Raw genomic sequence first — 15,255 nt, forward strand, 5'->3', positions numbered from 1 at the left:
CCATCATCGACCGCCGCCGCCGCGGCACGCTCGCCCTCCTTGGCCTCGGCGCCCTCGGGCCGCTGCCGCACTGGCACCGCGCCGCGCGCACGCCAGCGGCTTCCCGGCGCAGCCGGTCACCAGGCGGCGCCCGGCACGGCAGCCAGGGCGCCGCGCCGGCCCGCAACGAAAGCCCCGGCCAGGGCCGCAAGCAAGGCCAACACCAATGCCGCACCGGACGAAGTCGCGGGCACCGAGCCCAGCGAAGCCTCCGCCACCGAGGCCATCTACCTCGGCCTGCTGACCGCCATCATGGAGCACCGCCTGCTGGCCGGCCCCAAGCTGGTGGAAGAACGCCTGTGCGAAGTCACCGGCGCCAGCCGCGCCCGCATCCGCCAGGTGTTCGCGCGCCTGGCGCATGAGAAGCTGGTGACGCTGGTACCCAACCGCGGCGCCTTTGTCTCCAGCCCTACTGTCGACGAAGCGCGCGAGGTGTTCCAGGCACGCCGCGTGGTCGAGCCCGGGTTGGCCGCCGAGCTTGCACAACGCGCCACGCCGGCCAAGGCGCGCAGCCTGCGCCGCCATGCCATGGAAGAGGACAACGCACGCGGCCGCGGCGACCGTGCCGCGATGATCCGCCTGTCCGGCGAATTCCATATCCTGCTGGCCGAGATGGCCGGCAATGCGATCCTGGAAAAGCTGATCCGCGAGATGGTCTCGCTGACCTGCCTGATCATCACGCTGTACGACCGCCCCGGCGCCCCCGCCTGTGCCGAGCATGAGCACCGCCAGCTGATCGACGCCATCGAGCAGCGAGATGCCGCCCGCGCCAGCGCGCTGATGGCCGAGCACCTGGAACACATCGAAGCCTCGCTCGACCTGAGCATGCCCGACAGCGGCGCGCCGGATTTCTACAGCATCTTCAGCAAGGGCTGACGATCGGCCACGACGGCGCGCCGTTGCACTCCTCGCGCAGGCGCCTAGACTGCATACACCATGCGCCGAAGGGAGGTGTGCCATGGCCGCCATTGCAGATCCCGCCGCAACCCAGCGCCCGCCGCTGGCCTTCGAACGGCTCTATGCCGACGCAGCCGGCGAGTCCCACTTCGGCCCGGTCGCGATAGGCATCACAGAGCGGCTGTTCGCGCCGCCCGCACGCCCATTCTGGGTGTCACCGCTGGCAGAAGCGGCGCGACAGGGCTTCCTGCTGGTTCCCGCCGGCTGGGTAGGCGAGTTGCACCCGTCGCCGCTGCGCATGTGGATCTTCCTGCTGGGCGGTGCGATGGAATTCGCAGCCAGCGACGGAGAGCGCCGCCACTTGTCGGCGGGCAGTGCGCTGCTGCTGGAAGACACCACCGGGAAAGGCCACTGCAGCAAAGTCGTCGGCGCAGGCAACGCCACGCTGGCGGTGGTGCAGCTGCCGGATATTTCCGCCTGAGCCACAACATCATCAGCAAGGGCTGGTCCGGACTAGCCTGCAACCCAGGCGACCGCCAACCGGAGACGAGCCATGGATCCTGCCGACCCTGTCGCCCCGCTCGCCACCCCGGCGCCGCAGGTGGTGCCCAGCGGCTATCGCCAGGGCATCATCACGGCCATCACCGTGCTGCTGGGTTTCTCGCTGGCGTTCTGGCGCTTCTGGGGCTTCGAGAGCCCCGGCCACTGGAACCTGCGCGCGCTGTTCGCCGCGGTCTCGCTGCTGGCAGCGGTGTCGCTGCAGATCGTCGCGCTGTTCCGCGCACTGCGCATCGAGGACGATGCCGTCGACGAATACCGCAAGACGGTGCGATGGTTTATCGCTTCGGCCGTGGCGCTGCTGGTCGGGCTGGGCGTGGCGATGATCGATGCGGCGCTCGGCCCGTAGCGCATTCAGGCGATGTGTCCGGGGAAAGTCCTCATGCCAGCCTCCGGCTGCCGTTGCAGGTAGCGGACCTGCAACACGGCGCCCACCAGGAACAGCACGAACAGCACGCCGACGATCGCCTTGAGTTCGGGTGCGTCGGCATTGGCGAACACCGGGTTGCCCACCGGCAGCCGCGTGCCGGTCTCGGTCAGCGCCGGGATGAAGTGGAAGAACACCGTCAGCGACAGCGCCACCACTTCGATATAGCGGCCCGGGCGCCCGAACGAGCCGCGCGCCGCATACGCCGCAACGTCCAGCATAAACAGCGTGATGACACCGAGCACATGCAGCTTGCCGACACCGTCATGCTGGAAGATGCCGAAGGCGGTCAGGCAACTGACCGTGGTGCCGATCACGTAGCTGAAGCCCAGCGCGCTGCCCACGCGGATCACCCCGGTGCGCCACAAGGACACCAGGCCACACGCCAGTGCGGCGATGCTGATCAGGGTATGGACGATGCCAAGCTGCGTGAGTCCGAGCATGATGGTGCCTCCCGGGCGGTTGGCGCTGCGATGCAGGACAGGTGTGGCGGCTCGCGGCGTGAACGGTATGCGCCGGGGGATGGCGCGCCGCTGCGGGAAAGCTTCATGTAAGGCCATGCCTCGCGGAAATGCAAGAATGGCAACGGCGTGCATGCTGCGTGTGCTTCAACGGTGCCAATACGTGCTTGCACATGACGCCCGGGGTCCGCTGCGGGTCCCAATATCTGCATCCGCCCACCGCGGCTTGCAGGATGCACCAACGCGTCGCGTGCACCGGATGCGGCCGCGGAGACGATAGCGGTGCACTGTGCGACTCAGGGAACGAATGGTAGCGCAGATGGATATGCCGTCCTGCGTGGCGGCACCCCGCGTGTTAGCGCTGCAGGATCTCGATGCTGTCGACCCGGTCCGGATAGAAGGCCAGGTGCGATGCGATCGCGGCCACCGCGTCGTAAGGGGCTTCGTAGCTCCACACCGCATTGCGCGAGCGTTCGCCGCCGGCGGGGATCGAGAAATAGCTGCAGTCGCCCTTGTATGGGCAGTAGGTCGCGTGCGTGGTGCGTTCCAGCTGCGCCATGTCGACATGCTCGCGCGGGAGGTACTGCACCGGCGCATAGTCGGCCTCGCGCAGCGTCAGCGCGGCGTCGCTGTCGACCACGGTAATGCCGCCGACCTTGACCACGACCCGGCCGGAGGTGGGCGTGACAGTGATGGGATGGTCGGGGCCTGGGATCCTGACTGGCTTGTCTGGCATCGTCGCTCTCCTGTGTGGCGTCGCAGTGATCCGGCGGATGCCGCGACGGGTGGATGCAGAACGATTCTAGGCGCCGCGCGCGTTGGCTGCGCGGCAGCGCCCCGCTGCGTCAAAAGATATGCCGGATGCCCATCAGCCGATCTTCTCGAGCGACACCCGGTACTGCGCGGCACGGCGGACATAGTCCTCGGCATTTGCGCGCAGGTTCTTCACTTCGTCGTTGGTCAGTTCGCGCACGGCCTTGGCGGGCGAGCCCAGGATCAGCGAGCGCGGCGGGAACTGCTTGCCCTCGGTCACCAGTGCGCCGGCGGCCACCAGGGACTCGGCGCCAATCGACGCATTGTTCAGGATCACCGCCTGGATGCCGATCAGCGCGCCGTCACCGACGGTGCAGCCGTGCAGCATGGCCTGGTGCCCCACGGTCACGCCGGCGCCGAGCGCCAGCGGGCAACCGGGGTCGGTATGCAGCACCGCGCCTTCCTGCACGTTGCTGCCGGCGCCGATGGTCACCGGCTCGTTGTCGGCGCGGATCACGACGCCGGGCCAGACCGAGACGTTATCGGCCAGTTCGACGCGGCCGATGATGGTGGCTTCGGCAGCGACAAAAGCGCTGCCGGCGACGGCGGGCGCGAGCTCGCCAAGCTTGTAGAGAGTCATATCGTGGATGGTGTGGATGAATGTGCGGTGCGCTATTCGACCTTGACGTTGGCCTTCTTCACCAATGCGGCGTAGCGCGTGGCCTCGCTGCGGAAGAAGCTTGCCGCGGCTTCCGGCGTGCCGGGTTCGATGACGGTACCTTGCTTCTTCATCGCCTCGAGCACTTCAGGCGAGGTGAAGGCCTTGGCAAAGGCATCGTGCACGCGCTTCACTTCCGCGGGCGGCATGCCGGCCGGGCCGACCACGGCGAACCAGCCCGCGACGTTGTATTTCGGCAGCCCTTGCTCGGCGATGGTCGCGATCTCGGGCGCGGCCGCGGTGCGCTTGTCACCGCACAGGCCGATGGCGCGCAGCGTGCCCGCCTTTAGGTGCGGCGCCACGGCATTAAGCGCAACCACGCCCATCTCCACCTGCCCGGCGATCAGGTCGTTCAGCATCGGCCCGGTGCCCTTGTACGGCACGTGGCGCGCGCTCACGCCCGCCTCATCGAGGAACATCTCGCCGGCCAGGTGGATGATGGTGCCGTTGCCCGACGAGCCGTAGTTGTAGCCGTCGGGCTTGGCCTTGAGCAGCGCCACCAGTTCCTTCACGTTCTTTGCCGGCACTTTCGGATTGACCACCAGCACCAGCGGCGTGGCGCCGATCACGCTGATTGGCGTGATGTCGCGGATCGCATCGAAGGGCATCGAGCGGAACACGCTGGGATTGATCACGTGGTTATTCGAAACCAGCCCGAGCGTGCTGCCGTCCGGCTGCGCTTTGACCACCGCCGCGGCGCCGGTGATGCCGCCGGCGCCGGGCAGGTTCTCGATCACCACCGGCTGGCCAAAGGCCTTGCCCAGTGCCGGGCCGGCCGCACGGGCGATGGTGTCGACGCCGGAGCCAGCGCTGATCGGCAGGATCAGGCGCACCGGCTTGCCGGCGCCGCCCTGGGCCAGGGCGGCGAAGCCAGGCACGACCAGCGCAGTGGCGAGCACGGCGGCCAGCGCCACTCCAGACTTGAGAAGGGTACGGCGTTGCATGATGTTGTCTCCGTATCGTTATCGTGATGTCGTTTTGCGGGATGCCGCTGTGGCGCGGCATGCCCGCCGTCGTGCCATTCAGCCAGCGCGGCCCTTGCCGAGCTGCGACAGGATCTCTTCGTTGTGCTCGCCGGCCCTGGGCAGCGGCCGGCGCACGCCGGGGCGGCGCCCGCCCATCAGCAGCGGCAGCAGCACCGTGGGCGTGGTCGAACCATCGTCGGCCTGCATCGGCACCAGTCCGCCGCTGGCGAGCAGGTGCGGGTCGTCGAGCAACTGGTCCGGGCGCACGATCGGCGCGTAGGGGATGCCGGCGGCTTCGAGCTTCGGTGCCAGTTCGTCGGAGCGATGGTGGCGCAGGATCGCGCCCAGTTCGTCGAGCAGTTGCGGGCGCACGGCTACGCGCGAGGTATTGGTGGCGTACTCGGGCTTGTCGAGCAGCTCTGGGTGTTCGAGCACCTGGCACAGCGTGACGAACTGCTTGTCGCTGACCGCGCCGATAAACAGCTGCTCGTCCCCGGCCAGCGTGAACACGTCATACACGCTCCACGCCGAGACGCGCGACGGCATCGGCGGCGGCGCCTCGCCGGTCATCGCGAACTGCTGCATATGCTGAGAGGCGAGGAACACGCAGTTCTCGAACAGCGCGCTCTGGATCTCCTGGCCGCGGCCGGTGCGGTCGCGTTCGCGCAGCGCGGCCAGCACGCCGATGGCGCCGAACATGCCGCCCATGATGTCGTTGACCGAGGTGCCGGCGCGCAGCGGCCGGCCGCTGGGGCCGGTCATGTAGGACAGGCCGCCCATCATCTGCACGACTTCGTCCAGCGCCAGCCGGTTCTCGTACGGGCCGGGCAGGAAGCCCTTGTGTGACACATAGATCAGGTGCGGGTAGTCGCGCGACAGCGTGGCGTAGTCGAGCCCCAGCTTCTGCATCAGGCCGGGACGGAAGTTCTCCAGCAGCACGTCGCTCTGGCCGGCCAGCTCGGCGGCGGCGGCGCGCCCCTCCTCGGTCGTGATATCGAGCACCACGCTCTTCTTGTTGCGGTTGAAGGCGCGGAAGAACCCGATGCCCAGGCCTGGCAGGTTGCGGGTCTTGTCGCCGCCGGGCGGCTCGACCTTGATCACCTCGGCACCCAGGTCGGCCAGGATCATGCCGCAAGTGGGGCCCATCACCATATGCGTGAATTCGACCACGCGGATGCCGGCGAGCGGCAGGGAGTTGCTGTTGCTGTCTTGGGTCATCTTGCGTCTCAGGCAGCGGCGCCAGCAGGCTGGGCCGGGAAAGTCTTGGGCAGGCCGGCACGCCACAGCGTGCCGTGCAGGGTTTCATCCTTGAGCCAGGCGGCGACGTCTTCGCGCAACGCCAGCAGGCGGCCGATATCGACACCGGTGTCGATGCCCATGCTGCCAAGCATGTAGGCCAGGTCTTCGGTGGCGACATTGCCGCTCGCGCCAGGCGCATGCGGGCAGCCGCCGATGCCGGCCAGGCAGGCATCGAAGCGGGTCACGCCCGCGTCCAGCGCGGCATTGACATTGGCCAGCCCGAGCCCGCGCGTGTCGTGGAAATGGCCGCACCAGAAGCGCTCGCCGGCGATCTCGACGGCGCGCGCGAACAGCTCGCGCACCATGCGCGGATCGGCATAGCCGACGGTATCGGCCAGGCTGACGCGGTCGGCGCCGGCGTCGAGCAGCGCCTGCATCAGCCGCAGCACCTCGTCGGGATCGACGTGGCCTTGCAGCGTGCAGCCGAAAGCGGTGCCGACACCGCCTTCGATCAGCGTCTTCGCGCCGCTGGCATCGCGCGCCGCGCGGATGCGCGCCACTTCGGCCACCACCTCGTCGGGCGTCTTGCGCAGGTTGGCCAGGCTGTGCGCATGGCTGGCCGACAGCGGCACGATCATCAGGTCGGCGCCGCTGGCGAGCGCATCCTGCGCGCCGCGCAGGTTGGGCACCAGCACCGAGACGAACAGGCCGGGCAGCGTGCGCGCGAAGGCCACCAGCTCGGCGGTATCGGCCAGTTGCGGCAGCAGGCGCGCGGGCACGAACGAGCCCACTTCCAACTCGCGCAGGCCGGCGGCGTGGGCGCCGCGGATCCATGCCTGCTTGCTTGCGGTAGGCAGGATGGTGCAGATGCTTTGCAGGCCGTCGCGCAAGCCGACTTCGCGGATCACGGCATGGCGGGGGATAGGGGCGGTCATGTCTTGAGGCGTCAGGTAAGCGCCCCGCGGTGGAGGCGACGGGACAACTCTATGAGTTTCTGGCGGCAAGCTGAAGCGGTGATTTGCGCACGCTAACGTTCCGGATCGGAAAGTCTTGGAAGCGCCACTGGCAGAACTGCGGGAATTCCCGAATGAACAGGTAGAGCTCGTATATCGCGGCTACCATTCCATTCTGGAAACACCGACGCCCCTAATGCGCCCCTAATGCGAGACCTCGACCTCACCACGCTACGCCTGTTCGTCGCCGTCTGCGAAACCCGCAATATGGCACGCGCGGGCGAGCAGGAACATATTGTCGCTTCCGCCATCAGCAAGCGCCTGGCGCAGCTGGAAGAGACCGTCGGCGCCACGCTGGTGGAACGCCGCCGCCGCGGCGTGATCCCCACGCCCGCCGGCGAGTTGGTGCTGGCGCATGCGCGCGCGATGCTCGCGGCTGCGGATCGCGTGGCGCGGGACATGGCGGACTACGGCGCCGGCATCCGCGGGCAGGTGCGGCTGCTGGCGACGGTGTCGTCGATGGCGGAATCGCTGCCCGACGACATCGCCGCCTTCCTGCAGCAGCCGGAACACCGCGACGTGCGCGTCACCGTGGAAGAAAGCCTGAGCAGCGACCTGGTGCGCGCCTTGCGCGAGGGCTCGGCGCCGCTGGGCATTTGCTGGGATGCGGCGGACCTGGAGGGCTTCGAGACCCGGCCGTACCGCGCCGACCGCCTCGCGGCGGTGGTGCACGCCGTGCATCCGCTGGCCGGGGCCGACGATTGCCTGTTCGAAGACACGCTCGGCTACGACCATATCGGCATGCCCGCCCAGACCGCGGTGCAGACCATGCTGACGCGCTATGCCGCGATCCTCGGCCGGCGCATCGCCTACCGCGCGGTGGTATCGACCTTCGACGCGGCGCTGCGCTGCGTGCGCGCGGAACTCGGCATCACCATCATCCCGGCCGAGATCGCCGCGCCGATCGCCGCCGCCTTCGGCTTGCGCGTGATCCCGCTGCGCAATGACTGGGCACGGCGGCGCTTTGCGATCTGCTTTCGCGACCTTGAACTGCTCTCGCCGGCGGCGCGGCTGCTGGTGGCGTTTCTCGAACGGACGGCGGCGGCGCCGGTGGCCGCGGGCGCTGCGCCGGAAGCACCGCGGCGCAAGCCGCCACGGCGGCGCAAGCCATAATCACGCAACTTCCTCGCGCGCAACTTCCTGCGCGTTTCGAGGGTTAGCCCGGGGCAATTTCGCAAGCATATGTTGGGCGCCGTTGCGTAGACTGGCTTGCGTCTTTTCTGATCCGACCATGCGCGCCGCCACGGCGCAGGAGCCCCCAAATGAACTTCAACGGCAAGAACGTATTGATCACCGGTGCGCGCGGCAACCTTGGCCGCGCGGTGGCCCAGGCTTTCGCCCAGGCGGGCGCCCGGGTGGTGCTGCTGGACCGGCATGCGGCGCCGCTGCCCGAGGCCGGCAACGGCCACCTGGCGTTGCAGGCGGACCTGCTTGATGCGGCGCAACTCGCGCAAGCTGTACAGCAGGCGATCCAGGCATGCGGGCGCATCGACGTGGTCTGCAACCTGGCCGGCGGCTTCGCCATGGGCCCGGCGGTGCATGAAACCGACGCCGCTGCCTGGGACCACCTGTTCGACATGAACGTGCGCACCGTGCTGAACCTGGCGCGCGTGGTGGTGCCGCATCTGCTCGAAGCCGGCGGCGGCAGCATCGTCAACGTCGGCGCCAACTCCGCCGCGCGCGGGCTCGCGCAGATGGGCGCCTACTGCGCCTCCAAGGACGCGCTGGTGCGCGTGACCGAATCGATGTCGGCCGAGTTGCGCGACCGCAGCATCCGCGTCAACGCCGTGCTGCCCAGCATCCTTGACACGCCGGAGAACCGCCAGGCCATGCCGGATGCCGAGCACACGCGCTGGGTCGGCCTGGATGCGCTGGCCGACGTGATCCTGTTCCTTGCCTCCGATGCCGCGCGTGCGGTGCAAGGCGCGCTGGTGCCGGTGGTCAACCGCGCCTGACGCGCGGTTTGCGCGCAGCGGCGGGCAGCGCGTCCGGCGGCTGCGCGCTGGCCACTTCCTGGATCTGCTGGCGCAGCCAGCGCCGGAATAGAAGTTTTCGAAACATAGCCTGCTGCCTAACATGGTGCCAGTGCCGCGGCGTTTCGCGCCCGGCTGCCTGTGAACCGTATGGAGCAGAACTATGAAAATCCTGATGGTGCTGACCTCGCACGACCAGCTGGGCAATACCGGCCAGAAGACCGGCTTCTGGCTGGAAGAATTCGCCGCGCCCTACTACGTCTTCAAGGACGCCGGCGCCGACATCACGCTGGCCTCGCCCAAGGGCGGCCAGCCGCCGATCGACCCCAAGAGCGACGATCCGGACGCACAGACCGACGCCACCTGGCGCTTCCAGGGTGACGCCACCGCCAAGGCCGTGCTGGCCAGCACGCTGACGCTGGACCAGGTAAAGGCGGACGACTTCGACGCGATCTTCTATCCGGGCGGCCACGGCCCGCTGTGGGACCTGGCCGAGGACAAGCGCTCGGTGGCGCTGATCGAGCAGTTCGACCGGGCCGGCAAGCCGGTGGCCGCGGTGTGCCACGCGCCGGCGGTGTTCCGCCATGCCAGGGGCGCGGACGGGCAGCCGCTGGTCAAGGGCAAGGAAGTGACCGGCTTTACCAACAGCGAGGAAGAGGCGGTGCAGTTGACCAAGGTGGTGCCCTTCCTGGTGGAGGACATGCTCAAGGCCAATGGCGGGCGCTTCACGCGTGGCGATGACTGGGCCAGCCATGTGGTGGTGGCGGGGCGGCTGGTGACGGGGCAGAATCCGGCGTCGTCGGAGGCGGCGGCGGAGGCGTTGATGAAGTTGTTGAAGTGAAGGTGGCGGGCGTCGCCCGCTGCCGGTTTGCTCCCCTCTTCCGCCTGCGGGAGAGGGGCCGGGGGAGAGGGCAGGCGGTGGCATACCGCAGCGGCCCGACTTCGTGGACGCTCCGGCCCTCTCCCCCACCCCTCGCGCGCGCGGGAGAGGGGAGCGTATGCCTGGCGTAGTGGCTCTACTTGAATCGCGTGAGCCTGCGATACACCAGCATATAGAGACTCACTGCGGCACCAACTCCAACCTCTCCCGACTAACCTTCTCCACCGCCTTGCGCGTATAAACCAGCGGGAAATACTCCCCCTTGGCCCACAACGGCGCCAGGTCGCGGTAATGCGGGCTGGCCGGATTCCCCGACTGCCCCGGAGTATTCACCACGCGCGACGCATCCCAGTTGCCCACATCCAGCACCATGCGGAACGACGCCCCGGCGGTCAGCCGGAAATCGGTATTGCGATAGCTGGTGTTCATCGGCGTGAACGCCGAGCCGCCGATCGGTCCCGCATTCACGTTGTACTGCTGGCGCTCGGCATCCGTCAGGATTGGGTCCATCGGATGCGAGAACACCGCCGTGTGCAGCTTGCCCCATTGCCACGCGCGCGGATCCGGACCGAGCTTGCCTTCGACCTCGGCCATCGCCGCCTTGAGCGATTCGAGCATCACCGCATTGCGCCGCTCCACCGGCATCCACGGCCCCGGCTGCTCCAGCACCGCGAGCACGCGCGCGGCATCGCCCGCGCCAACCAGCCGGGCGGCTTCGGGCGACAGCGACGCGCGCACCACCGCGGACCGCAGGTGCTTGCTGAACCAGACCTCGAACAGCGCGGCCGCGGCGCTGTCGGCGCGCTCGTTGCCGTCCCAGCCGCGCAGCAGGCCGAGGCCGCGCGCCAGTTGCGCATCGTCGCTGCGCAGCTCCTTCACCAGCGCCACCACCCGCTGCGCCGGTATCGACACGGTGTCGTTCTGCCACGCCATCGAGTCCTGCACCGAGCTGCGCGGATTGGCGCCCACTACCGCCTTGAGCCGGCGCGCGCGCGAGCTGTCGCTCCACTCGTAGCCCACGCCCAGCCTGGCGGCCGGGTGCTCGGGCGGGATGTTGTTCTCGTTGGCGGTGACGATATAGCCCGGCGTGGGGTTATAGGCCCACGGCAGCTCGTCCATATTGCGATAGCCGGCCCATTCGTAGCGGCCGTCGCCCGGCACCGGCGTCAGGCCGTCCCAGTTGGGCCGGTTCACGGTCAGCCCGCCCGGGATCCAGCCGATATTGCCGCCGATGTCGGCATAGACCTGGTTCTCGCCCGGCGCGCCCCAGCGGTTCATGGCGCCGCGGAACTGGTCCCAGTTGCGCGCGCGCATATAGTCCATCGAGCCGAAATATGGCGCCATGCCGTAGTCGAGCCACGCGGCGCGCAGCGCCCACGCCCGCGCCGCATCGGCGTGGAGTACCGGGCCGTGGCGCGTGAAGTCGATGGCGACCTTGCGCGGCGCGGACTCGCCCTTGACCGCGATCTCTTGGGTGATGGTCTCCATCGGTTCCCAGCGGCCCTTGTACTTGTATTCGTGCGGGTTGGCCGGATTGAGCTCGTAGCCGTAGAGGTCTTCCTGGTCCATATAGAAGCGCGTCAGGCCGAAGGCGATGGTGCCGTTGTGCCCGATCGAGATGCCCGGCAGGAAGGGCTCGCCCGCGCCGATCACCGACATCCCCGGCGCATTCAAGTGGCTGATATAGCGCAGGCTGGGCGCGCCGTGCGAGCGGTGCGGGTCGTTGGCCAGGATCGGGCGGCCGCTGGTCGTGCGCTTGCCGCCGATGACCCAGTTGTTGGAGCCGAGGCTGCGGCCGGTGTCGCTGTTGGGATCGACCAGCGCGTAGAGCTGGTCGAGCGGGATGGCGCCGGCCTGTTCGGTGGTCCACGCCTCTTTCGGGAAGCGCGCGGCGGCGGTGGCCAGTTCATAGGCGTGGCGCAGTTCGGCCGCGGGCACCGTGCAGGGGTCCAGGCCCGGGCTCGGTTTTGGCTCGATCGGCGGATCGAGTTCGCGGCGCAGCCAGTCGGCGCGCGCGGCCTCGTTCTTTGCCCGGCAATAGAGCTGCGCGCGCTCGACTTCGCCGGTGAAGTTCAGCGTCAGGCCGTGGTGGCGGATGCGCACGATATCTTCAGCGCGCCAGCGCGCGGGCTTGTAGTTGAGCTTGCGGAATTCCGGCGGCAGCAGTTCGGGCTTCTGCTCAGTCAGCGCCACATAGGCATTGACGCCGGCGACGAAGGCCTCGGCCACGCGCTTGGCGTCGGAGCCGTAGGCCAGCCATTCGCGATACATGTCGCCGCGGAACAGCACCGCGCGCGACATGCGGTCGCCGTCGGCATAGGCCGGACCGAAGTCTTTTGCCATTTCGCCGAGGCCGCGTTTGCGCCACAGGTCGATCTGCCACAGGCGGTCGCGCGCGGCCATGAAGCCTTGCACGTAGAAGGCGTCGTAGAGCGTGCCGGCATAGATATGCGGCACGCCCCAGCGGTCGACCAGCACGCTGGCGGGTTTTTCCAGGCCGGGTACGGCCAGGCGTTCGGTGCGGGGTGCCTGGGCCATGGCGGCCGATGTGGTGACGAGCAGGGCCAGGGCGGCCGCGACGCGGCGGGGGGGGCTTAACATCAATCAGGTCTCCTCGGTATTGTTGTTGGCTGCAGATGCTTTGCAGACCACACCGAAGATAGTGCATGCCCGGCCCGGGCGCGAGCCGCGCGGCCGATCTCCGCACGGCAGTTGCTTGCAGCTACGAGGTTTAATAGACGTCGCGCCGGTAGCGGCCGCAGTCGGCGAGTTGGCGCAGTGCGTCCTCGCCGAGGATCTCCGCCAGCGCGTCGTTGACGCCGCCGGCCATGCCCTGCAGGCTGCCGCAGACATAGATCGCCGCGCCGTCGGCGACCCACTGGCGCACCGCGCCGGCATGCGCGCGCAGCGCGTCCTGGACGTGGCGCAGCGCGCCGCCGTCGCGCGACCACACCAGGTCCGCGCGCTGCAGCGTGCTGTCGGCCTGCCACGCGGCCAGCTCATCGGCAAAGAAACCATCGTGCTGCGCCGAACGCTCGCCGAACAACAGCCAGTTGCGCCGCCGTCCCGCCGCAGCGCGAGCCTTGAGATGCGCGCGCAGCCCGGCCAGGCCCGTGCCGTTGCCGACCAGGATCAGCGGCCGGTCGTCGGCCGGCGGATGGAAGCTGCGGTTGGTGCGAATGCGCAATGCGATGCGCGCATCCGCTTGCGCATGCGCCGTCAGCCAGGCGGAGGCCAGCCCCAGGCGGCCATCGTCATGGCGGGTCTGCCGCACCAGCAGTTCGAGCGTGCCGTCCTGCGGCAGCGATGCAATCGAATACTCGCGGTGCGGCAGCGGCGACAGCACGTCCACCAGCTGCTGCGGCGGCAGGCCCTGCATCGCGGCGAAGTGCGGCTCGGGCAGCGGCATGCGCGTGGCGAGCCCCTCGGCCAGCGTCATGTCGTGGCCATCGCAGCGCACCGGTGTGGCGCCGTCCAGCGCCAGGCGCGCCAGCAGGCGCTCGACTTCGGCCGGTGCATGGCAGGGGCCAATCTCGGCGATGTCGCCGGGCTGCCAGTCCAATGCGGCGCCGTCCTGCGGCGCCAGCACAATATGGAAAGCCGGCGCGCCCTGGCTGCCCGGGTTCAGGTGCTGGCGCTGCGCCAGCCGCCAGCTGCCATAGCGCGGGCGTTCCCAGTCGGCGATCTCGGCGCCGCCGCCCAGCGCCGACAGGTGGTTCTGCCAGTGGCGCAGCGCACCGGCATCGCCGTTGTCGACTTCGATCAGGTCGAACAGCGGCTGCGCGCGATGGCGCTGCAGCCACCCGTCGAGCGCGTGGCCGAAGGCGCAGAAGCGTGCGTAGCTGCTATCGCCCAGCGCCAGGATGCCGTAGCGCAGTTCGCGCAGGCCCTCCGCGCTGGCCAGCAAGCGGCGGGCAAAGCCGGAAGCGCTGTCGGGCGCATCGCCCTCGCCCGTGGTGCTGACCACGAACAGCGCCTGCCGGCATGCGGCCAGGCGTTTTGCATCGACCTCGGCCAGCGACAGCAGCTGCACCGGCATGCCGGCGCCCTGCAGCGCGGTGGCGGTCTGCAGCGCCAGTTGCTCGGCAAACCCGGTCTGGCTGGCATAGGCGACCAACGTGGCGTCGTCCACGGTACTTGCCAACGCCGCCACGCTGGCACGGCGCCGGCGATGGTGGGCGATCACGGCGCTGCAAAAGCCCGCATAGGCCACCACCACGCCGGCTGCCGAGACGGCGCGCGACGGGCCCAGCAGGGACAGCGCCACGCCGCCGGCCGCGGCGAGCCAGCTCGCGCCGGCGAAGGCGGAAGGCCGGCTCATGCCAGCATCGCGGCGAACGCCGGGGAAAGGTGTTCCTCGAAACTGTCCGGCGTGCGCACCAGGAAGCGCGCGGCGATACCGTGGCGGCGCGCGTGCACCATGCCGGCCTCGGGGCCGAGCACGGTCAGCGCGGTAGAGAGCGCATCGGCCAGCATGCACCGCGCATGCAGCACCGTGACCGAAGCCAGCGCGTGGCTGGCCGGATAGCCGCTGCGCGGATCGATGGTATGGGCGTAGCGCTGGCCGTCGCTGTCGAGGTAGCGGCGATAGTCGCCGGAGGTGGCGACCGACAAGCCGTGCAGCGCGATCAACGTCTGCCCTTCTGCGTCGCTGGCGAGCCCCGGCGGCGTTTCCAGCGCGACCCACCACGGCATGCCGTCGGGCTTGACGCCGTGGCCACGCAGTTCACCGCCGATCTCGGTCAGGTGGTGGTCCAGGCCTTGCTTGCACAGGTAGCGCGCCACCGCGTCGACGGCAAAGCCCTTGGCGATGGCGCAGAAATCCAGCGAGACACCGCCGGGCTGCAGCGCGCGCTTGCCTGCCCCATCGACTTCGATACGCCCCCAGCCGCAGCGGCCGCGTGCCGCCTGCACCGCGTCGGGCGACGGCGGCGCGCTGCGCTTCGGCGCCGGGCCGAAGCCCCACAGGTCGACCAGCGGGCCGGCGCTCGGGTCATAGGCGCCGCCGCTGTCGCGTGCCACCTGCAGCGCGCATTGCAGCACCGCGAAGCAGTCGTCCGGCAGCGTGTGCCAGCTGCCTGGCGCGGCGCGATTGAAGCGGCTCAGGTCCGAATCCGCTTCCCAGTTGCTCATCTGCGCGACCACGCCATCGAGCACGGCCTGGATCCCTGTGGCGATGCCATCGGCATCAACCGCGGGCAGCAGCAACGCCTCCACCGACCAGGTCGTGCCCATGCTCTCACCGCACCAGCGGTGCAGCCGCGCCTGCGCAGCGGGCGGCGCCGGTGGCGCGGACAGCGCAACGGGAACGAGGACGCGGTTCAAACCGTCA

The 15,255-nt window shown here is 69.2% G+C and carries 15 protein-coding genes; 6 read left to right on the plus strand and 9 right to left on the minus strand.

Annotated features, from left to right (window positions below):
• Positions 1-39: 39 nt before the first annotated feature.
• From K307_RS18550 to K307_RS18560, 3 genes are all read left to right on the plus strand, one after another.
• Entirely contained in the window at positions 40-915 is an 876-nt protein-coding gene (locus tag K307_RS18550) for a GntR family transcriptional regulator (RefSeq protein ID WP_051974961.1), read from the plus strand.
• Positions 916-997: 82 nt separating this feature from the next.
• Positions 998-1,417, plus strand: coding sequence for a hypothetical protein (locus tag K307_RS18555; protein WP_051974962.1), 420 nt, complete (start codon positions 998-1,000; stop codon positions 1,415-1,417).
• Positions 1,418-1,489: 72 nt separating this feature from the next.
• Positions 1,490-1,843 carry a hypothetical protein gene (locus K307_RS18560; protein ID WP_042880277.1) on the plus strand — a complete coding sequence of 118 codons (354 nt, stop codon included), beginning with the start codon at positions 1,490-1,492 and terminating at the stop codon, positions 1,841-1,843.
• A 5-nt stretch (positions 1,844-1,848) separates the two neighbouring features.
• Here K307_RS18560 and K307_RS18565 read toward each other — a convergent pair whose 3' ends face one another.
• The 6 genes from K307_RS18565 to K307_RS18590 all read right to left on the minus strand — a co-directional run bounded on the left by K307_RS18565 (position 1,849) and on the right by K307_RS18590 (position 6,992).
• Positions 1,849-2,364 carry a hypothetical protein gene (locus tag K307_RS18565; protein WP_042880278.1) on the minus strand — a complete coding sequence of 172 codons (516 nt, stop codon included), beginning with the start codon at positions 2,362-2,364 and terminating at the stop codon, positions 1,849-1,851.
• Positions 2,365-2,737: 373 nt separating this feature from the next.
• Positions 2,738-3,118: a DUF427 domain-containing protein gene (locus K307_RS18570; RefSeq protein ID WP_042880279.1), complete on the minus strand. Its 381-nt coding sequence runs from the start codon at positions 3,116-3,118 to the stop codon at positions 2,738-2,740.
• A gap of 132 nt (positions 3,119-3,250) precedes the next feature.
• Entirely contained in the window at positions 3,251-3,775 is a 525-nt protein-coding gene (locus tag K307_RS18575; RefSeq protein ID WP_042880280.1) for a gamma carbonic anhydrase family protein, read from the minus strand.
• A 32-nt stretch (positions 3,776-3,807) separates the two neighbouring features.
• Complete coding sequence (locus tag K307_RS18580) at positions 3,808-4,797, minus strand: tripartite tricarboxylate transporter substrate binding protein (RefSeq protein WP_042880281.1); 990 nt, start codon at positions 4,795-4,797, stop codon at positions 3,808-3,810.
• A 78-nt stretch (positions 4,798-4,875) separates the two neighbouring features.
• Positions 4,876-6,036 (minus strand): CaiB/BaiF CoA transferase family protein, encoded by a 1,161-nt coding sequence (locus tag K307_RS18585; protein ID WP_042880283.1) that lies wholly within the window; start codon positions 6,034-6,036, stop codon positions 4,876-4,878.
• Between the two features lie 8 nt (positions 6,037-6,044).
• Positions 6,045-6,992, minus strand: coding sequence for a hydroxymethylglutaryl-CoA lyase (locus K307_RS18590; RefSeq protein WP_042880285.1), 948 nt, complete (start codon positions 6,990-6,992; stop codon positions 6,045-6,047).
• Positions 6,993-7,217: 225 nt separating this feature from the next.
• Here K307_RS18590 and K307_RS18595 point away from each other — a divergent pair, with 225 nt between their 5' ends.
• From K307_RS18595 to K307_RS18605, 3 genes are all read left to right on the plus strand, one after another.
• Complete coding sequence (locus K307_RS18595) at positions 7,218-8,183, plus strand: LysR family transcriptional regulator (protein WP_042880287.1); 966 nt, start codon at positions 7,218-7,220, stop codon at positions 8,181-8,183.
• Positions 8,184-8,332: 149 nt separating this feature from the next.
• Complete coding sequence (locus K307_RS18600) at positions 8,333-9,025, plus strand: SDR family NAD(P)-dependent oxidoreductase (protein WP_042880288.1); 693 nt, start codon at positions 8,333-8,335, stop codon at positions 9,023-9,025.
• Between the two features lie 181 nt (positions 9,026-9,206).
• On the plus strand, positions 9,207-9,884 hold the full coding sequence (locus K307_RS18605; RefSeq protein ID WP_042880290.1) for a type 1 glutamine amidotransferase domain-containing protein: 678 nt from the start codon (positions 9,207-9,209) through the stop codon (positions 9,882-9,884).
• A 219-nt stretch (positions 9,885-10,103) separates the two neighbouring features.
• On the opposite strand, the gene K307_RS18610 is transcribed toward K307_RS18605, so the two are convergent.
• The 3 genes from K307_RS18610 to K307_RS18620 form a co-directional block, all read right to left on the minus strand.
• The gene (locus K307_RS18610; RefSeq protein WP_042880293.1) at positions 10,104-12,524 is read right to left on the minus strand and encodes a penicillin acylase family protein; all 2,421 of its coding nucleotides are present in this window, start codon (positions 12,522-12,524) and stop codon (positions 10,104-10,106) included.
• A gap of 130 nt (positions 12,525-12,654) precedes the next feature.
• The gene (locus K307_RS18615; protein WP_042880295.1) at positions 12,655-14,244 is read right to left on the minus strand and encodes a sulfite reductase subunit alpha; all 1,590 of its coding nucleotides are present in this window, start codon (positions 14,242-14,244) and stop codon (positions 12,655-12,657) included.
• Complete coding sequence (locus K307_RS18620) at positions 14,241-15,248, minus strand: FAD:protein FMN transferase (protein WP_042880297.1); 1,008 nt, start codon at positions 15,246-15,248, stop codon at positions 14,241-14,243. The genes K307_RS18615 and K307_RS18620 overlap by 4 nt, the downstream gene beginning before the upstream one ends.
• Positions 15,249-15,255: the final 7 nt, after the last annotated feature.

Source organism: Cupriavidus necator A5-1 (assembly GCF_000744095.1).
Classification (GTDB): Bacteria; Pseudomonadota; Gammaproteobacteria; order Burkholderiales; family Burkholderiaceae; genus Cupriavidus; species Cupriavidus necator_A.